Source organism: Actinomadura rudentiformis, assembly GCF_008923185.1.
GTDB classification, from domain to species: domain Bacteria; phylum Actinomycetota; class Actinomycetes; order Streptosporangiales; family Streptosporangiaceae; genus Spirillospora; species Spirillospora rudentiformis.
The window spans coordinates 101,772-121,532 of record NZ_WBMT01000021.1; the positions used below are offsets into that span (position 1 = coordinate 101,772).

12 protein-coding genes are annotated in these 19,761 nt (G+C 72.3%); 5 read left to right on the forward strand and 7 right to left on the reverse strand.

Annotated features, from left to right (window positions below; genetic code table 11):
- Positions 1–28: 28 nt before the first annotated feature.
- Both uvrB and F8566_RS37335 read right to left on the reverse strand, forming a co-directional pair.
- A complete protein-coding gene (gene uvrB, locus F8566_RS37330) occupies positions 29–2,146 on the reverse strand; it encodes an excinuclease ABC subunit UvrB (protein ID WP_151566783.1) in 2,118 nt (705 codons plus the stop codon).
- Positions 2,147–2,255: 109 nt separating this feature from the next.
- Positions 2,256–3,410 carry a sensor histidine kinase gene (locus F8566_RS37335; protein WP_151566785.1) on the reverse strand — a complete coding sequence of 385 codons (1,155 nt, stop codon included), beginning with the start codon at positions 3,408–3,410 and terminating at the stop codon, positions 2,256–2,258.
- A 294-nt stretch (positions 3,411–3,704) separates the two neighbouring features.
- Here F8566_RS37335 and F8566_RS37340 point away from each other — a divergent pair, with 294 nt between their 5' ends.
- From F8566_RS37340 to F8566_RS37350, 3 genes are read left to right on the forward strand one after another with little or no spacing between them, the layout of a single operon-like run.
- The gene (locus F8566_RS37340; RefSeq protein WP_151566787.1) at positions 3,705–4,718 is read left to right on the forward strand and encodes a hypothetical protein; all 1,014 of its coding nucleotides are present in this window, start codon (positions 3,705–3,707) and stop codon (positions 4,716–4,718) included.
- Positions 4,715–5,479: a hypothetical protein gene (locus F8566_RS37345; RefSeq protein WP_192810059.1), complete on the forward strand. Its 765-nt coding sequence runs from the start codon at positions 4,715–4,717 to the stop codon at positions 5,477–5,479. Before F8566_RS37340 ends, F8566_RS37345 begins: the two co-directional genes overlap by 4 nt.
- A 56-nt stretch (positions 5,480–5,535) precedes the next feature.
- Positions 5,536–6,417 carry an inositol monophosphatase family protein gene (locus tag F8566_RS37350; protein ID WP_151566789.1) on the forward strand — a complete coding sequence of 294 codons (882 nt, stop codon included), beginning with the start codon at positions 5,536–5,538 and terminating at the stop codon, positions 6,415–6,417.
- A gap of 22 nt (positions 6,418–6,439) precedes the next feature.
- Here the strand turns inward: F8566_RS37350 and F8566_RS37355 are convergent, their stop codons facing one another.
- Positions 6,440–7,669, reverse strand: a complete 1,230-nt coding sequence (locus F8566_RS37355; RefSeq protein WP_225993855.1) for an ArsB/NhaD family transporter — start codon at positions 7,667–7,669, stop codon at positions 6,440–6,442.
- A gap of 66 nt (positions 7,670–7,735) precedes the next feature.
- Between F8566_RS37355 and F8566_RS37360 the strand changes: the two genes are divergently transcribed.
- Entirely contained in the window at positions 7,736–13,570 is a 5,835-nt protein-coding gene (locus F8566_RS37360; protein ID WP_151566791.1) for a WD40 domain-containing protein, read from the forward strand.
- On the opposite strand, the gene F8566_RS37365 is transcribed toward F8566_RS37360, so the two are convergent.
- A complete protein-coding gene (locus F8566_RS37365; RefSeq protein WP_225993856.1) occupies positions 13,553–16,081 on the reverse strand; it encodes a BTAD domain-containing putative transcriptional regulator in 2,529 nt (842 codons plus the stop codon). The genes F8566_RS37360 and F8566_RS37365 overlap by 18 nt on opposite strands.
- 111 nt (positions 16,082–16,192) lie before the next feature.
- Here F8566_RS37365 and F8566_RS37370 point away from each other — a divergent pair, with 111 nt between their 5' ends.
- Positions 16,193–17,785: an MFS transporter gene (locus F8566_RS37370; RefSeq protein WP_151566793.1), complete on the forward strand. Its 1,593-nt coding sequence runs from the start codon at positions 16,193–16,195 to the stop codon at positions 17,783–17,785.
- A 46-nt stretch (positions 17,786–17,831) separates the two neighbouring features.
- On the opposite strand, the gene F8566_RS37375 is transcribed toward F8566_RS37370, so the two are convergent.
- The 3 genes from F8566_RS37375 to F8566_RS37385 are packed head-to-tail and all read right to left on the reverse strand — an operon-like array spanning position 17,832 to position 19,747.
- Positions 17,832–18,581: a hypothetical protein gene (locus tag F8566_RS37375; protein ID WP_151566961.1), complete on the reverse strand. Its 750-nt coding sequence runs from the start codon at positions 18,579–18,581 to the stop codon at positions 17,832–17,834.
- A 40-nt stretch (positions 18,582–18,621) separates the two neighbouring features.
- Positions 18,622–19,245 carry a dephospho-CoA kinase gene (gene coaE, locus F8566_RS37380; protein WP_151566963.1) on the reverse strand — a complete coding sequence of 208 codons (624 nt, stop codon included), beginning with the start codon at positions 19,243–19,245 and terminating at the stop codon, positions 18,622–18,624.
- Positions 19,246–19,252: 7 nt separating this feature from the next.
- Positions 19,253–19,747: a GNAT family N-acetyltransferase gene (locus F8566_RS37385; protein ID WP_151566795.1), complete on the reverse strand. Its 495-nt coding sequence runs from the start codon at positions 19,745–19,747 to the stop codon at positions 19,253–19,255.
- Between the last annotated feature and the right edge of the window lie 14 nt (positions 19,748–19,761).

Consider the following 19,761-nt stretch of genomic DNA (forward strand, 5'->3'; position numbering starts at 1 on the left):
CCCCGCCGGGGAAGCGGGGGATCGCCGGTCATCTGACGCCTGCCTCCTTCATGTCGCGGAGCTCGCGCTTGAGCTCCTTGATCTCGTCGCGGAGGCGGGCGGCGAGCTCGAACTGCAGGTCGGTGGCGGCCTGGTGCATCTGGTCGGTCATCTGCTCGATGAGCGACTCCATCTCCTCGCGGGGGCGCTCGCCGACGAGGTCGGCGGCGTGGCGGCCGACTTCCTTCCGGCGCGAGGCCAGGCCCGGGACGGGCGCCTTGCCGCGGCTCTGCTGGCGACCGGCGCCGCCGATGAGGGTCTCGGTGTCGGCGTCCTCGCGGGCGAGGGAGTCGAGGATGTCGGCGATCTTCTTGCGGAGCGCGGTGGGCTCGATGCCGTTCTCGGTGTTGTAGGCCTGCTGCTTGGCGCGCCGGCGGTTGGTCTCGTCGATCGCGCGCGCCATGGACGGCGTGACCGTGTCGGCGTACATGTGGACCTGGCCGGAGACGTTGCGGGCGGCACGGCCGATGGTCTGGATGAGGGAGGTCTCCGAACGCAGGAAGCCCTCCTTGTCGGCGTCGAGGATCGCGACGAGGGAGACCTCGGGCAGGTCGAGGCCCTCGCGGAGGAGGTTGATGCCGACGAGGACGTCGAACTCGCCGGCGCGCAGCTCGCGGAGCAGCTCGATGCGGCGCAGCGTGTCGACCTCGCTGTGCAGGTAGCGGACCTGGATGCCGAGCTCGAGAAGGTAGTCGGTGAGGTCCTCGGACATCTTCTTGGTGAGGGTGGTGACCAGGACGCGCTCGTCCTTCTCGGTGCGCAGCCGGATCTCGTGGATCAGGTCGTCGATCTGGCCCTTGGTGGGCTTGACGACGATCTCGGGGTCGATCAGGCCGGTGGGGCGGATGACCTGCTCGACGACGTCGCCCTTGACCCGGTTCATCTCGTACGTGCCGGGGGTCGCCGACAGGTAGACGGTCTGGCCGATGCGCTCCAGGAACTCCTCCCATTTGAGCGGGCGGTTGTCCATCGCCGACGGCAGGCGGAAGCCGTGCTCGACCAGCATGCGCTTGCGGGAGGCGTCGCCCTCGTACATCGCGCCGATCTGCGGGACGGTCTGGTGGGACTCGTCGATCACGAGCAGGAAGTCCTCGGGGAAGAAGTCCAGCAGGGTGTTGGGCGCGGTGCCAGCCTCGCGGCCGTCGATGTGGCGCGAGTAGTTCTCGATGCCGGAGCAGGTGCCGACCTGGCGCATCATCTCGATGTCGTAGGTGGTGCGCATGCGCAGGCGCTGGGCCTCGAGCATCTTGTTCTGGCGCTCCATGGCGGCCAGGGTCTCTTCGAGCTCGGCCTCGATGCCGCCGATCGCGCGCTCCATGCGCTCGGGGCCCGCGACGTAGTGCGAGGCGGGGAAGACGTAGAGCTCGTCGTCCTCGGTGATCACCTCGCCGGTGAGCGGGTGGAGGGTGGCGAGCTTCTCGATCTCGTCGCCGAACATCTCGATGCGGACCGCGAGCTCCTCGTACTGCGGGATGATCTCGACCGTGTCGCCGCGGACGCGGAACGTGCCGCGGGTGAACGCCAGGTCGTTGCGGGTGTACTGCATGCCGACGAGCTGGCGGAGGAGGTCGTCGCGTTCGATCTGCTGGCCGACGCGGAGCTGGACCATGCGGTCGACGTACTCCTGCGGGGTGCCCAGGCCGTAGATGCACGAGACGGAGGCGACGACGATGGTGTCGCGGCGGGTCAGCAGCGAGTTGGTCGCCGAGTGGCGGAGCCGGTCGACCTCGTCGTTGATCGAGGAGTCCTTCTCGATGTAGGTGTCGGTCTGCGGGATGTAGGCCTCAGGCTGGTAGTAGTCGTAGTACGAGACGAAGTATTCGACGGCGTTGTGCGGCATCATCTCGCGCAGCTCGTTGGCGAACTGCGCGGCCAGCGTCTTGTTGGGCTGCATGACCAGGACGGGCCGCTGGAGCTCCTCGACGAGCCAGGCGATCGTGGCGGTCTTGCCGGTGCCGGTGGCGCCCAGCAGCACGGCGTCCTTGTCGCCCCGCCGGATGCGCTCGGCCAGCTCGGCGATCGCCTGCGGCTGGTCGCCGGACGGCGTCATCTCCGTGACGACCTCGAACGGCGCCACCTTGCGCTGCAGGTCAGTGATCGGCCGCATGCCTTCAATCTCCCTGATCAAACCCCCGCGGGCCAGGTCGACCCGCATCCCCCCACTCTATGCAGGGGGTACGACAATCGCCCGAGCCGCGGTATTTCCGCTCTGGCGGTCAGGAGGCGGGGAGCGGGATCCTGGCCCGGACGGCGTAACCGCCGTTCTCGCAGGGGCCGGCCTCGAACGTCCCGCCCAGGGCCACGACCCGTTCCCTGAGGCCCACCAGGCCGTTGCCGCCGCTGGGCAGGCCGTGCTCCGGCCGGCCGTCCGGCGGGGCGTTCTCGACCTCCACCTCGACCGCCTCCGGCAACAGCAGCAGGCCGATCTTGGTGTCGGCGTCGCCCGCGTGCTTGTGCACGTTCGTCAGGCCCTCCTGGATCAGCCGGTAGACCGTCCGGCCGACCGCCGGAGGGATGGCACGTTCCTCCCCTTGGACGCACAGATCGGCGCGAAGCCCGGCGGACGTGGACTGGCCGACCAGCTCACGGAGATCGTCCAGCGTCGGCGTGCTCAGGGGCAGCGCCTGCTCGCCCTGCCGCAGCACCCCGATGACCTGCCGCAGCTCGTCCAGCGCCTGCCGCCCCATGTCGCCGATCACCGCCGCGGTCTCGGCGGCGCGCGCGGGATCGCGGGCGGCGACGGCCTTGAGGGCACCCGCGTGGACGACCATGACGCTCACCCGGTTGGCGACGACGTCGTGCATCTCGCGGGCGATGCGGGTGCGCTCCTCGGCCCTGGCCTTCTCGGCGAGCAGATGGACCTCGCGTTCGAGCCGCCGCGTCCGCTCCTGCAGGGAGGCGATCAGCTGTTTGCGCGCGCCCATGTAGAGGCCCAGCACCACCGGCAGCGCCGTGAACGCCACGCCGAGCGTCACCAGGGCCAGAAAGGGGTCATCGGTCGCCGTAGGGCCGGGCCATGCCAGGAACGCGAGGTATCCGGCCAACGCGACCAGGATCACCGTGCGCCGGGACGCCGTGTACGCCCCCAGCGAATACAGGATGACCAGGGAGGCGATGCCGCCCGCGCCCGTCACCGTGCCCCACACCACCTGGTAGACCGCGATCCCGACGGGATGGCGCCGCCGCAGCACCAGGCTCAGGGCCAGGATCGCGGCGCACACCGAGACCACCGGTGGCGGCAGCCAGAACTCCTGAGGCGCGAACCACAGCCAGGTCGCGTCGAAGACGGCGGTGCCACCGGCCAGGGAAAGGTCCAGCGCCCGAGACCGACGTGTCGGCCACAGCGCCGACCACCAGTTCCGAAAGCGCATGTGACGAGCCTATAGCGAGGCATTACCTGACCAGGCCAGATAAATACCGCAGCACACCGACTTTCCACCGGCACCTTTCCGACACCTTCTGGGCACCCTCCCCAGAGCGCCCTGGAGCACTCTCCCGGCAGCGCCCGGGCACCCGCGCGACACCGGGTCCGATGCGCGGAAGCCGTACCAGGACGGCGATTCCGGCGTGCCGCCGGCACCGTCGCAGGCGCCTATCGAGTGGCTTGCCACCGGCACTCTGGTTACGATGACGACGCCGCCCAGGGAACGGGGAATTAGCCCACGATGACCCGATTCGCCATCTGGCTCGGGAAGAACGCCGACGCCTTCATCGCGCTCGTCCTCGCCATCGTCGTCGCAGTGATCAGCATCGGCCTGAAGATCCCCAACGAGAACCAGGTGATCAACAGCGCCATCCTGGCGGTGATCGGCCTGCTGGCGTCCTCGATCCTGCGCGACCGCGGCCGCCGGATCCCCGTCGAGGCCGAGGTCCGCGACACGCTGCGGGCGTCCTCGGCCACGCTGGACGGGCTCAGCGAACGGCTCGAGCACATCGAGCGCTTCGAGAGTGTGATCTCCGACACCAAGCGGGCGCTCGACGAGACCGCCGTGGTCCGGGTGATCAGCGGCGCGCAGGTGGGCCAGGTCCTCGCCGAGGCGCGGCGCGACACCGACCGCTGGTTCTTCAAGGGCGGCACCGGCACCTACATCCGCGCCCGGACGCTCCCCGAATGCGTGGCGGCGGCCCGGCGCGAACGGCGCACCCTGCTGTTCCGGCTCGAGATCCTGGATCCGACCAACGTCGGGGTCTGCGAGGCCTACGCGCGGCACCGCCGGTCGGTCTCCGACGAGCCGGACGGCACCGGCGAGCAGTGGACGACCGAACGCACCCGCAAGGAGGCGTACGCGACGATCCTGGCGGCGTGCTGGCACAAGCAGCGGTTCGGCATGCTCGACATCGACATGGGCCTGTCCCAGACGATGACGACCCTCCGCTACGACCTGTCCAAGTCGTGGGTGGTGGTCACGCGGGACGACCCGCGCGGCGAGGCACTGGTGATCGCCGCTGACAAGTTCTACTACGGCTGGTACAGCGCCGAGCTCCAGATCAGCCTGGACCAGGCGCGCCGCGTCCCGATCGAGCAGGCCCGGCTGGCGCCGCTCGACGACGAGCCGACCGTCGAGGAGGCGCGCAAGCTCTTCGAGGTCCTCGGCATCGAGCTGGCCCGGGGCTACACCGACCGGGACATCGCCGAGATCATCCGCAAGGCCCTCCGGGCCAAGGACCCCTTCGAATGATGCGTTACGACGACATCCAGCGCGCGCTCACCGCGGGCACGGCGGCGGCCGTGCTGCCCGCGTGGGCCCACCGGGTGCTCGACGACGTCGCCGCCGGGCGGCTGGCGGTCGCGGCGGTGCGGCACCCGCTGGGTTTCCTGTGCCTGCCGGTGGAGCGCAGCGGCGACCTCGGCGTCTGCCTGCACATCTGGTCCCCGGAGGTGCCGGCGGCACCGGCGACCACCTCGCCGGTGCACTGCCACAGCTGGGACCTGATCAGCTTCGTGCTGTACGGGACCGTGCGCAACGCCCGCGCCGACGTCACCGAACCCCCGGAGCGCACCGCGGACCAGCAGCGGATCTTCGAGGTGGTCAGCCGCGGCGGGATCGACGAGCTGCACGCCACGTCCCGCACGGTCAGCTGCACCCCCGGCGACTCGTCGGTCCACCGGACGGGCGACACCTACACGCTCCCGGCCGGCGTCTTCCACAGCACGTTCATCGAGGGCGGCCCGGACGCGGCGACGATCGCGCTGGGGCGCCGGACGCCCGGACGCGGCGACCTGTCCATCGGCCCCCTCGACGTCCCCACCCACCGGACCCAGCGCGAACGCTGCGCGCCCGACGTGGCCACCCGGGCGGCCCTGCGGTCGGCGCGGCTGCTGTCCCAGGCTCACCCCGGCACGACCCGCTCCGGCACGGCCCGCTCCGGCACGGCCCGTCCCGGCACGGCCCGCCCTGGCATGGCTCCCGACGATGTCCATCCTTCGGCACGACTCTGACCGCACAGTATGTCTGACCGCGAGTACGCCTGACCGCAGAGTACGGAGAGGCCCCGATGAACTCATCGCACCCCGCACCGGCCTTTCCGGTCGATCTCATTGAGGCGGGACGCGTCGCCGCCGAGGCGGCCGAGGCCGCCGGGGATCTCCTGCGCGCCCGGATGGCGGGACCGCTGGACGTCCACCTCAAGGGCACCGGCGTGGACGTCGTCACCGACCTGGACCTGGCCTGCGAGGAGCTGATCCTGGAACGGATCGGCGGCGCGTTCCCCGGGCACCTCGTCATCTCCGAGGAGGCGGGTGCCGTCGGCGCGGGCGACAGCGGCTTCACCTGGCTGGTCGACCCGCTCGACGGGACCAACAATGTCGCGATCGGCATGCCGGTGTGCGCCGTCGGCCTGGCGCTCTGCGAGGGGCCGCTCCCGGTGCTGGGCGTCGTCCACGAGCCGGTCAGCCGCCGCACGTGGCGGGCCGTGCGGGGCGAGGGCGCGGTGGGCCCGGACGGAACGCGGCTGCGGCTGCCCGACCAGCCCCGGCCCGGCCGCGCCGACAAGCCGGTGCTCGCCTGGATCCAGGGCCACGACGTGGGCAGCGACGACGCGGTGGCGGTGCCGCTGAAGGCGATGCTGGAACGGCGCGGCGGCCGGCTGCTCCAGCTGTGGGCGCCGCTCGTCGCGTGGGTGATGCTGGCCCGCGGTGACATCGACGGCATCGTGGGCTACCGGCCCGAGCTCATCGACCTGCCCGCCGGGGCCCTCCTCGCCCAGGAGGCGGGCGCGGAGCTCCGCGCGCTCGACGGCGGGCCGTACCGGCCGAGCATCGAGCTGCCCCCGGCCGAGCGCGGCTTCGTGGCCGCCCGTCCCGAGTTGCTCGGCCGCCTGCTCCACACGGCCGAGGCCGCCCTCGACCCGGCCGCGGGCGTGCCCGTCAGCCGGTGAAAGGCTCATCCGGTGAAAGGGCTCAGCCGGTGACGAGCAGGGCGCCCACCGACGCCGCGCATCCCAGCACTGCCAGCGCCGTGCCCGTCAACACGAACTTGCGCATCGGAACTCGGACGTCCCAGCGCCTGCACCATTCGAACCACAACAACGTCGCCAGCGAGCCCCACGGCGTGATCACCGGGCCGACGTTCGTCCCGATGAGGAGCGGCAGCAGCTGATCCCGATTCTCCTTCGGGACAGCCGACTCCCCCGCCACGTACGCGGGCAGGTTGTTGAGCAGGTTCGACAGGCCGCCCCCGGCGAACGCGGCGCGCATCGCCCCGGCCACCCCGTCGTCGGTGCCGACGAGCGCCCGCATCACCTCGTCCAGCCCGTACCGCTCCAGCGTGGGCACCACCAGGAACAATCCGGTGACGAAGACCATCAACTGCCAGGGGATCAGCGACGGCCGGAGCGAGCCGCGGTCCCGCACCGCGAACGCGATCACCGCCACCACCGCCGCCACGGTCGCGGCGATGCCCAGCTGGATCCCGGTGTGCACGCCCGCGAGGATGGCCGCGATGAACAGCAGGCACGCCATCCCGGTCGCCCCGAACAACACGCGGTCCCGGACGGGCTCGGGCTCGGGCGGCTCGTAACGGTCCGCGTCCGCGCCCCGCATCGAACGGCGCCAGTAGAAGACCCACAGCAGCACCATCGTGACGGCGAGGGCCGCCAGCTGCGGCGCCCACATCCGCTCGGCGAACGCGGGAGTCTCCAGGGCGACCCGGCGCGCCGCCAGCAGGTTGGTCAAGTTGGACACGGGCAGCAGCAGGCTCGCGGTGTTGGCCAGCCACACGGTCGTCATCGCGAGCGGCAACGCCGCGATGCGCGCGCGCACCGCCAGCGCAAGCAGGACCGGAGTGAGCAGCACGGCCGTGGTGTCGAGGTTGAGGAAGACGGTGTTGACCGAGGCGAACGCCACGCACAGCAGGAACAGCGCGAAGTAGTCTCCACGCCCCCACCTGGCCAGCCGCTGCGCGATCGCGTCGAAGACGCCGGCCTCTTTGGTCAGCTCGGCCAGCACGATGACACTGAACAGGAACAACAGCAGCGGGGCGATGCGGCCGATGCTCGCTTCGGCCTCGGCACGCGGCAGCAGGCCGGTGGCCACGAAGAGCAGGCCGAGTCCGAGCAGGCCGAAGCGGATCCAGTCGAGCACGCCCATGTCACCCGCGGCTCGGCGGAGGACATGTCCGGGAGGTGACACGGCGACATGATCCCATATGTGTCGTCTGGTGCTACGCCCCGCCGCCGCCCGCGCGATAATCCACCCATGACACCCCCCGGCCCGCCACGACAGGAACGCCCGACCGATTTCTTCATCAGCTACTCCCCCGCCGACGAGCGGTGGGCGTCCTGGATCGCCTGGCAACTGGAGGCCGCCGGGCACCGGACGATGATGCAGGCCTGGGACTTCGTGCCGGGGACGAACTTCATCGACTTCATGGACCGGGGCCTGTCGGAGGCGAAGGTCGTGGTGGCGGTGCTGTCGCGCAACTACCTGCGTTCGCGGTACGGCCGCTGGGAGTGGATGACCGCGCTGCGCGCCGATCCGGACAACCCGGCCAACAAGCTGGTGACGGTGCGGATCGAGGACTGCCCGATCGACGGGCTGCTGTCCACCATCACCTACGTCGACCTGGTCGGCGTCGACGATCCCGACCAGGCGCGCGATCTGCTGATGCGCCGCATCGAGGAGGCCCTCGCGGGTCACGCCATGCCGATGGCCGGACCCGGGTTCCCCGGCGGTTCCGGTTCCACCGGGGGTTCCGGTTCCGCCGGTGGTTCTGGTTTCGCCGGTGGTTCCGGCCGGCTGCCGGAGCAGACCGGCGAACGCCAGGCCAGGCGGGCGCCGGTCGCCGCGCCGTCGTTCCCCGCCGCGCCGGGCGCCGACCAGGAGCCGCGCGAGCACATCAGCGTGCTGCACGTCGCGGGGCCGCGGTTCGGCCGCACGCTCGCCGAGCCGGGCGAGCCCACCACCGCGACCGAGCTGCAGGACCGGATCTGGAGCGACGTCACGCGGCTCGCGGACGCGGAGGTGCCGCGGCCGGACCTGCTCGTCGTCTCCGGCAACCTGACCCATTCCGGGAGCCGCAAGGAGTTCGCCGAGGCGCTGTCGTTCCTCACCAGCCTGCGCGCCCTGCTCGGGCTGGAGGCGCAGCGCGTGGTGATCGTGCCGGGCACCCACGACGTCAACCGCGCGGCGTCCCAGGCGTACTTCTCCAGCTGCGAGGCCGACGACATCGACCCGCAGCCGCCGTACTGGCCCAAGTGGCGGCACTTCGCCGGGCTCTTCAAGGAGCTCTACCAGGGCCTCGACAGCCTGGTCTTCGACAGCGCCCAGCCGTGGACGTTGTTCCCGGTGCCCGATCTCAAGGTCGTGATCGCGGGCCTCAACTCCACGCTCCCGCAGACCCACCGCCAGGACGACCGGTACGGGCAGGTCGGCCAGGCGCAGGCGGCCTGGTTCACCGAACGGCTGCGCCACTTCGAGGACGAGGGCTGGCTGCGCCTCGGGGTCGTCGAGCACACGCCCATCGCCGGTGAGCCGGGCGCGTTGCGCGATCCCGACCCGGCCACCGTGGACACGCTCCTCGGCGGCCACGTGAACCTGTTCTTCCAGGGCACCGAGCCCGACTTCGGCCGCGGCATCCCGCAGCTGCCGTCCGGGCCGCCGTGCGTCCCGGCGCTCGGTCCCGGCCGCCACCAGATCGTGGTCGTGCGGCGGGACGGCCTGGAACGCTGGATCCCCGAGGAGGCGACCCGGCGCGGACCCGAACGTCTCGCCCGGGAGTGGATCCGTGTCGGCGGCACGTTCCCGGTGCCGCGGCAGGAGGCACCGGCCGAGACCGCGGTCGGGCCGACACCCGAGCTCGGGCCGCACCAGCCGGAGGTCGAGCCCGCGCCCGACCCGACCGCGGAGCTGCTCGACCGCATCGCCGAGGCGTGCGAGACGCGCTTCGAGCGGGCCACGATCCGCAGGATCGTCCCTGCTCCGCGGGCAGACGGCAGAGTCGATCCGCCGCACCTGCTGCTGACGCACCTGGAGGACGGGTTCGTCCGGCAGTACCGCATCGGAGCGCACGTCGGCGCGCTCTCGGAGGAGGACGTCGACGCGTTCGTCAGGCACGTCCACGCCGACGGCGCCGACCACGGCTCCGAGCTGGTCTACATCGGCTCGGCTCCACCCCGGTCGCTGCGTGAGGACGCGCTGCGGCGCGGGATCAGGCTGCGAAGCCTCACCGAGTTCCAGGGGCTGCTCGACCTGTCGGAGTACGTGAGCGGGCAGACGCGGCGGCTGGCCTCCGGCGGCCTCTACCCGCCGTCGTTGTACGTGCCGCAGCGCTACCGCGACCTCGACCGTCCCGCGTCGGGCCCGGAGGTCCACGAGGACCTGGTCGGGGAGATGCTGCGGCTGCTGGCGGCCGACCATGGCCGGTTCCTGCTGCTGCTCGGCGACTTCGGCCGAGGCAAGACGTTCGCACTGCGCGAGCTGGCCCGGCGCATCCCGGCCGAGCTGCCGCACGTGATCCCGATCCTCATCGAGCTGCGGGCGCTCGACAAGGCGCACTCGGTCGACGGCCTGGTGGCCGCGCACCTGGCCAACCACGGCGAGGAGCTGATCGATCTGAAGGCGTTCCACTACATGCTGCGGCAGGGCCGCATCGTGCTGCTCTTCGACGGCTTCGACGAGCTCGTGACGCGCGTGACCTACGACCAGGCCGCCGACCACCTCGACACGCTGCTGCAGGCCGCGCAGGACAAGGCCAAGATCGTGGTGGCCAGCCGCACCCAGCACTTCAAGTCGCAGGCGCAGGTCCTGACCGCCCTCGGCGAGAAGGTCGGCGTGCTCCCCCACCGGCGGGTGCTCGGCATCGAGGACTTCACGCCCACGCAGGTCCGCTCGTACCTCGTGCACCGGTACGGGGACGAGGAGACCGCCGAGGCTCGGCTGCGGCTCCTGTCGGGCATCGAGGAACTGCTCGGCCTGACCAGCAACCCGCGCATGCTGAGCTTCATCGCCGAGCTGCCCGAGGAGCGGCTGCGGGCCGTGGCGCAGGCCAGGCACACCGTCAGCCCGGCGGACCTCTACCGCGAGATCCTCGGCTCCTGGCTCTCCCATGAGGCCGACCGGGTGCGGGGCTCGGGGGGTCCCTCCGGGCTGGAGACCACGGACATGTGGCGCGCGGTCGGCACGCTCGCTCTGCGGCTGTGGGAGAGCAACGAGCCGTTCCTGCGGCTGAACGAGCTGTCGGACGTGGCGGACGCGCTCACGGACCTGGCCGAAGGACGCATGTCGCCGCATCAGGTGACGCACGCGGTCGGTGCCGGGAGCCTGCTCGTGCGGACCGAGGAGGGGCTCTTCGGCTTCATCCACAGCTCGGTGATGGAGTGGCTCGTCGCGCGGCACATCGCGGACGAGTTCACGCGTGCCGCCGAGCCGCGCACCCTGTCGCTGCGGGCGCTGTCACAGCTGACCGTGGACTTCCTGTGCGACCTCGCCGACACCCGCGCCCTCCAGGACTGGGCCGCCGGCGTGCTCGCCGACCCCGATCGCCATGATGTGGCCCGGACCAACGCCATCAAGGTCACCACGCGCCTGCGCACGCCCGCGCGCGCCGACCTGCGCGGCGCCAACCTCCAGGGCGAAGACCTGTCCTACCGTGACCTTCAAGAGGTCGACCTCACCGGGGCAGACCTCACCGACGCGCAGCTGGTCGGGGCCAACCTCTCGCGGGCGGTCCTGCGGGACGCGTCGCTGGTGGGCGCGCGCCTCGACGACGCCCGGCTGACCGGTGCCGACCTGCGCGGCGCCGATCTGGGCCGGGCGCGCCTGGCCAACGCCGACCTGCGGGACGTGGCCGTCGAGGGCAGCCGCTGGACGCGGGCGGCGCTCATCAGCGCGTCGCTGCCGGACCGGATCGCGCAGGCGCCCGAGCTCCGCGAGGCCGCCATCGCGCCAGGTCGGCCCATCGACGTCCAGGTCGCCCCGGCCGCGGTGGGCGTGCCGTACGGCTTCCACTTCCAGACGAGCCGCCTCCCGCAGCCCCTGGCGTACAGCCCTGGGGGCTCGGTCCTCGCGGTCGGCAGCGAGGACGGCGGCGTGCTGGTCGTCGACGCCGTCACCGGCACCCCGCTCCGCACCTTGGAAGGGCACCGCGACCGGGCCTACGCGGTCGCGTTCGACGCGGCCGGCAACATCCTCGCCACCGGATCCGCCGACGGGACCGTACGGATCTGGGATCTGGCGACCGGGCGCTGCGCGCACACGCTGACCGTGCATCCCGAAGGTGTGTGGCCCGTCGTCGTGGGGCCTCGTGACAGCTTCCTCGTGGCGGCGGGCGCGGCCGACGGAACGATCCGCGTCTGGGACACCAGGACCGGCGATCTCAGGCACGAGCTGCCCGGTCACACCGCGCCCGTCTACACGGCGGTCTTCGACCCGGACGCGCGGAGCATGGTGACCGGCGACGCCGGTGGCACGCTCCGCGTGTGGGACCTGGAGACCGGCGAGCTGCGGCGGACGCTCACCGGCCACCGGGGCGCGGTCTACCGGGCCGTCTTCCACCCGGACGGATCGTTGCTGGCCGCGGGCGACGAGGCCGGCGTGGTGCGGCTCTGGGACATCCGTACGGGCGACATCCGCCAGGAGCTCCTCGGCCACACCGGGCGTGTCTACGCCATCGCGTTCCACCCCCGCGGCGACGTGCTGGTCACGGGTGACACCGACGGCTCGGTGCGGCTGTGGGAGAAAGAGCGGCTGTGGGACGACGCGCGGCACACGCTGACGCTCTCCGGTCACGGCGGCGCCATCTACCAGGTGACGTTCAGCCCCGACGGCGGCCGCCTCGCCACGGCTGACAGCGCGGGCTCGGTGCGCCTGTGGGATCCCGAGACCGGGCACCAGCGCCTCGAACTCGCCGGGCACCGCGGCGCCGTCTGGCCGTTCAGCTTCCGGCCCGACGGCGCCCAGCTCGCCACCAGCAGCAACGACGGCACCGCCCGCATATGGGACGCCGAGACGGGCCAGTGCCGGGTGGTCCTGCGCGGTCACGGGCGGCGCGTCACCACCGTGGCCTTCAGCCCGGACGGCGGGCTGCTGGCCAGCGCGGGCAACGACGGCCTCGTACGGCTGTGGGAGCCGCGCACCGGCCGGCTCCTCCGGGAGCTGCGCGGCACCGCCGACAATCTCACCTCCGCCGCGTTCAACCCGCGCGGTGCGCAGCTGGCGACCGCCACCAACGACGGCGGCGTGCACCTGTGGCAGGCGGGCACCGGAACCTTCGAGCGCGAGCTCAACGTCGAGACCGACCACGTCTGGGCGCAGGCGTTCAGTCCCGCCGGTGACGTGCTGGCCACCGCCAACGACGACGACAGCGTCCGGCTCTGGTACTGGACGACCGGCCGCGAGACCGTCAACCTCGCCGACCACAGGGGCCGCGTCCGGTCGATCGACTTCAGCCCCGACGGCCGGCTGGTGGCCACCGGCTGCGACGACGGGGTCGTCCGGATCTGGGGTGCACGCAGCGGCGAGTGCGTGCGGGCGCTGCACGGCCACACCGACCGCGTCTACCGCGTGGCCTTCCATCCCGACGGCGAGACCCTGGCCAGCGCGAGCAACGACGGCACCGCACGCCTCTGGGATCACCGCACCGGCGAGAGCCGCCATGTGCTGACCCGCCACAACGGCAGGCTCTGGACCGCCGCCTTCCACCCCTCGGGCTCGCTTCTGGCGACCGCCGGCGACGACCTGGTGATCCGCCTTTGGGACCCGTCCACTGGACGGCACCTGCACACCCTCCCCGGGCACACCCGGCGCGTCTGGTCAATGGCGTTCGATCCGGGGGGCGCCACCCTCGCGAGCGCGGGCGACGACGGCGCCGTCATTCTCTGGGACGTCAGCGACCCGGCGGCGCCCGCCCGGAAGGCCACCCTTCTCGGCCTGTCGGAAGGCTGGGCCGCGCTCACCCCTGACGGGCGCTACAAGTGGGAGGGCAACTCGACCGCCGAGTTCTGGCTCGGCATCGGCATGTGCCGTTTCGAGCCGGGAGAGCTTGACCCGTACCTGCCGGAGGTGCGCCGCCTCGCTCTAGACGCCGACCTCTGACCGCCCTTCGGGCGAAGCCCTGGGGGTCTGGGGGTCCACCCCCAGAGGCGACTCTGACCGCCCTTCGGGCGAAGCCCTGGGGGCCTGGGGGTCCACCCCCAGAGGCGACTCTGACCGCCCTCCGGGCGAAGCCCTGGGGGTCTGGAGGTCCACCCCCAGAGGAGACTCCGACGGCCACCCGGACGCCGCCTCCTCCGGGCTGAGGGTGCGGCCCCGGACGAACTCCGCTTCGAATGTGTCGTCGTCCAGAGCGGCGCGCACGGCGGCCGTCACGCGGGCGTTCTCGTCAAGGGCCGTACGGCTGGGGCCTTCAGTGGGGGTGCAGCTCTGGTGAACGTCACCGGGGTCGGCCGCCGCGCGGAGGCCTGCGGCCGAGCCGAGCAGCCGGGCCGCCTGGCGGGCCTGGCCGTCGACGAGCTGGATGGCCGCGAGTCCTTCGAGAACGAAGGCGACCCTGCGGGCGTCCCGGTCGTTCTGGAGGATCTCTCGATGCTGGGCTTGGGCCTGGACGAGCACTTCCGCCAGCGAGCGGCGCGCCTCGTCCAGGCGGCCGGTCTGGACCCAGTACCAGGCGAGCGCGCCGGCGAGGCGCACGGCCAGTTCGGTGTCGCGGCGGCGCAGGACGCTCTCGAACGAGGCGCGCAGGTTGGCCGTCTCGGCGGCGAGCCGTTCGGTCCACCGGACCCGGGCGGGACCGAGACGGTAGACCTCCGCGCACTCGGCGACCATCGTGTAGTAGAGGTCGCGGCGCTTCAGCGTGAGGTCGAGCTCGCCGGACTCCCGCAGGCGTTCCATGCCGTAGGCCGCGATCGACTCCAGCAGCGCGTAACGGCCGGCTTGGCCGGCACCGTCGGCGCGCAGGACCAGCGAACGGTCGACGAGGGCCGCCATCAGGCTCGGCACCTCCTGCGCGTCCACGCCGTGTCCCGCGCAGACCTCCTCGGCCGCCTCGAGGGTGAGGCCGCCCGGGTGGGCGGCGAGCCGGCGGAGGAGGATGCGCTCGGGATCGGTCAGCAGCTCCCAGCTCCACTCGATCGTCGCGCGCAGCGTGCGCTGGCGGTCCGGCGTGCCGCGGCGGCCCCCGGCCAGGAGCCGGAAGCGGTCGTCCAGGCGGGCGGCAAGCTCCGTCACGCCGAGACCGTTGACGCGGGCGGCGGCCAGTTCGAGGGCGAGCGGCAGCCCGTCCAGCCGCCGGCAGATCGTCGCCACGGCGGCGTCGGCGGCGGGCCCGGGCACGAAGCCCGGCGCCGCGGCCGATACCCGGTCCAGGAGCAGCCGCACGGCGTCGGGCTCCGGCAGCGGCGGGACCGTGCGGACGACCTCGCCGGAGATGCCGACGGGTTCCTGGCTGGTGGCGAGGATCCTGAGCTCGGGCGCGGATTTGAGGAGGTGGTCGGCGAGCTTGGCGACCGCCTCGATGACGTGCTCGCAGTTGTCCAGGAGGAGGAGCGCGCCGGCGCCGGAAAGGGCCTCGACCGGATCGGCGTCGTCCAGACCCAGGGCGCCGGCGACCGCCTCGGCCACCTTGCCGGGGGAGGCGCCGGGGGCGAGCGGGGCGAGCTCGACGATGTGCGCGCCGTCACGGAACGGGGCGGCGGCCTCGATCGCGAGCCGGGTCTTGCCCACTCCCCCGGGGCCGGTGAGCGTGACCAGCCGTTCCTTGGTGATCAGTATGCGGATCTCCTCCACGAGGTCCGCGCGCCCGACCAGTCCGGTCAACGGGACGGGGAGGCGGGCGGGCGGCGTGCGAGGCCGGACGCGCGGCGCCTCCAGGGCGGGGTCCTGGGCCAGGATCGCCTGCTGGAGGGCGTTCAGCTCATGGCTCGGCGTGAGGCCGAGGTCCTCGCCGAGACGGTGGTGCAGGGCCTGGTAGACGTCGAGTGCTTCGTTCTGCCTTCCCGACCTGTAGAGAGCCAGCATGAGGGCGGCGTGGAAACGTTCCCGCGACGGATGGCGATCGACGTGGTCGGTGAGCTCACCGATGAGCGCGCTGTGCTCGCCGAGCTCCAGGCGGGCCTCCGCGAGATCCTCCTGCGCGGTCAGCCGCTGCTCGTCCAGCCGCGTGATGGCGCTGCGCGTGAACGCCTCGTCCGCGAAGTCGGCGAACGCGGGACCTCGCCAAAGCCTGAGCGCCTCCGTCAGGAGCGCCGCCTTGGCGGCGGGTCGATCCGCCTCGCGTGCCTGGGCGGTGAGCTCCTCGAAGCGGCGGGAGTCCACGGCATCGCACTTGAGGACGTAGCCCGGCGGCCGGGAGATCACGAGTTCCGGCCCGTCCGGCTCGGCCTCGCGCAGGGCACGGCGGAGCTGCGAGACCTTGGCGCGCAGGGCGGCCAGGGGCTTGCCGGGCATGTCCCGCGGCCACAGGTCCGCGATGAGCCGGTCCGGCGACACCGGATGTCCCTCGTTCACCAGCAGATCGGCCAGCAGCGCGCGGACCTTCAGCTCGGGCACCTTGACCGGGCTCCCGTCGTCCGCCCAGACCTCCAGCGGGCCGAGCACCTCGAAACGCATGGGTCCACGCTAACCGGTGCATAACCGCACCCGAATCTCTCCATAACGACCTCGGCGCACCGTGGGGACCGATAGCTCAGCCGTTTGCGAGAGTTCGAGAAGGGCTCTGTCATGTCATCGACCGCATCCCCCGAGGCAGGTGCCCGCGCCGGGGCCAGAGAATGGGCCGGCCTCGCCGTCCTGGCCCTGCCGGTCCTCCTGCTGGCGCTGGACAACAGCGTGTTGTTCCTCGCCGCCCCGCACCTGGGCGCCGACTTGCGCCCGTCCGGGACCCAGCTGTTGTGGATCATGGACGTCTACGGCTTCATGGTGGCCGGCTTCATGATCACCATGGGCACGTTGGGCGACCGGATCGGCCGCCGGCGGCTGCTGCTGACCGGCGCGGCGGCGTTCGCCGGTGCGTCCGTGCTCGCCGCGTACTCCGTGAACCCGGAAATGATGATCGTGGCCCGGGCGCTGCTGGGCGTCACCGGCGCGACGCTGGGCCCCTCGGCGCTCGCGCTGATCGGCACGATGTTCGGCGACCCGCGCCAGCGGGCCATGGCGTTCGGCATCTTCACCGCGTGCTTCATGGGCGGCGCCGCCCTGGGGCCCGTGGTCGGCGGGATCCTGCTGGAGTCGTTCTGGTGGGGATCGGTGTTCCTGCTGGGCGTCCCCGTGATGGTGATCCTCCTGGTGGCCGGGTCGTTGATCCTCCCCGAGTACCGGGACACCGCGGCGGGCCGCGTGGACCTCGCCAGCGTCGCCCTGTCGCTCGCCGCGATCATGCCGGTCATCTACGGGGTCAAGGAGATCGCCGACGAGCCCGCACGGGCGGTGCCGTACGTGGCGGTTGCGATCGGCCTGGCCTTCGGTCTGTGGTTCGTCCGGCGGCAGCAGTCCCTGGAGACCCCGCTGCTCGACCTGGCGCTCTTCAAGGGGCGGGGCTTCACCGCCGCACTGGCGATCCTGCTGCTCACGGGAATCGTGCAGAGCGGGCTCTATCTGTTCGTCAGCCAGTACCTGCAGCTGATCGAAGGAATGTCGCCCCTCAAGGCAGGCCTGTGGCTCGTGCCGCCGGCACTGGCCCTGGCGGTCGCGTCCGTGCTGGCTCCGGTCGTCGCCCGCCGGTTCCGCGCTTCGCACGTCATGGCCGCGGGGCTCGGGCTGGCGGGAGCCGGGTTCCTCGTCCTCGCGGCAGCCGACGGCCTGGGGCTGCTCATGACCGGCGCCGTCGTCGGGTTCTTCGGCACCGCGCCGGTCAGCGTCTTCGTCTTCGACCTCATCGTGGGCACGGCTCCGGTCGAGAAGGCCGGCTCCGCGTCGGCCGTCGCGCAGACGTCCGGGGAGTTCGGGATCGCGCTGGGCGTCGCGACGCTCGGCAGCCTCGGGGCCGCCGTCTACGGCAGCCGGATCGACGTGCCCGGGCAGGTGCCGGCCGGATCCCGGGAGGCCGCCGCCGACTCGCTGAGCGGGGCCGTGGAGGTCGCTGCGGGTCTCCCAGGCGCTGTCGCCGCCGACCTGCTGAGCGCCGCGCACGCCGCGTTCACCGACGCGCTGGCCGCCGTCTCGGTCGCGAGCGCGGCCCTGATGATCGGCCTCGCCGTCGTCTCGCTCGCCGTCCTGCGTTCGGCACGGCTTGCCGGAGAGGACGCCGGCAGCGCTGACCAGGCAGCGCCCGCCACCGGAACGCGATCCGAGACGGCCCCCGTCGGAGACCGCTGAGCTCCACGCCACCGCGCCCGCCTGGCCCTCCAGGCGGGCGCCCGGGTCACAGGCTGACGATGGCCAGGGTCGCGTCGTCGTGGATCTTGTTGCGGGGCCAGCGGTCGCCTTCCGGGTCGGTGCGTTCGGTGTCGCGGGTATGGCCGATCAGCCCGCCGGGACCGTGCTCGTCGATCAGCTGGACGAGGCCGGGCCAGTCGGTCAGGCCGAACTCGTCGACCAGCCGGGTGGCGCCGTCGGTGAGCAGGAAGGCCCGCCGGAGGTCCCGCAGCGGGATCGTGCCGGTGATGGCGTGCTCGGCCACCCCCGGGTCCGCGGCGGCATAGACATGGCCGCCGGTGATCTCCTGGAGGAATTCCGTCCCGTCGATGAGCAGGGTGGAGTCGGCGAGGACCAGGTAGTCCAGCACGTCGCCGCGCACGCGCAGGGCCAGGACCGTGGCGGCGGGCGTCGTGGCGAGTCCGAGATCGCAGGTGGCGCGGTGCGAGGCCGCGACGTCGGCGATGGCCCCGGCCAGCCGGGCGACGAGCGGCCGGCGCGCCGGGCGGTGAGCACCCTCGGGCGGGCCGACGGGCGGACCCGCCTGCGGCGCCGTCCCCATGCTGTCGGTCAGCCGTGCCAGCAGCCTCGTGCCGAGGGAACGCGCGTACCAGGCGGTGCCGTGGACGCAGCCGAGATCGGTGTCGAGCGGGAGCCCACAGCCGTCGATCACCACCACGGCACCGGGCGCGGCCGCCACGAAGTCCTCGTTGGGCCGCTCGGGGCTTCCCTGGTCGGTCGCCCACGCCATCTGCATCACGCGTCCTCCTGGGGGTGTCCGCGCCCGACGGCGAGGCTCAAGCGCCGTCGCTTCCCTCCCGGGCCGCCTGGGCGCGGCGGGTCAGTTCTTCCCAGAGCTCGTCGACCTGAGCCTTGAGATCGTCGAGCGAGCCGGAATTGTCGATCACGTGGTCGGCGACGGCACGGCGGGCCTCGCGGGTGGCCTGGGCGCCGATCCGGGCCCGGGCGGCCTCCTCGGTCATGCCGCGCCGGGTGGTGAGGCGGTCGAGCTGCGTCTCCACCGGGGTGTCGACGACCACGACCATGTCATAGAACCCGGCGAGGTCGTTCTCGGTGAGCAGGGGGACGTCGTAGACGACGATCGCGTCCTCCGGGGCGGCGTCCATCAGCTCCTGCATGCGTTCCCCGACCAGCGGGTGCACGATGGCGTTGAGGGCCCCCCGCCGGTCGGCGTCGCCGAACACGATCGTGCCGACCTTCTCGCGGTCCAGCCCGCCGTCCGGGAGCAGGACCTCCTCGCCGAACTCCGCCACGACCGCGGCCAGGCCGGGGGTGCCCGGCTCGACCACCTCGCGCGCGATCTTGTCGGCGTCGATGATGACGGCGCCATGGCCGGACAGGCGCCTGGACACCTCGCTCTTGCCCGAGCCGATCCCGCCGGTCAGTCCCACTCGCAGCAGCACGGGATCACGCCTCCTGGGCGGCGGGCACCAGGGGCTTGCGCATGTGCACAAGGGTAAGGTGCGCGGCGACGCGTTCACGGTGGGTCTCGGTGTAGCCCAGCCGGCGGTACAGCCTCAGGTTGCCGTCGCTGAGATGGCCGGTGAAGAGCACGCACGCGTCGGCGCGTACCCTCACCTCGCGTTCGAGGGCCTCCATGAGCCGCCTGCCGATGCCGCGGCCCTGCATGTCGGGCGCCACCACGAGCCGGCCGATCAGGCAGGTGTGATCGCTGAACTGGGCGCGCACGGCACCGACCAGCCGTGAGCCCGCCATCGCCTTGAGCACCACCGAGTCGGCGTTCAGCACCTTGTGGAGCTGCTCGTGCGACTCGACCAGCGGCGGGATGAAGGGATCGCCGTACAGCTGCGCCTCGCTGACGTACGCGGCGCGCTGCACGGTCAGGATCTCCCCCGCGTCGTCGGGCTTCGCCGGCTCGATCCTGACGTCCTCAGTGCTCATAGGGCGACCTTACC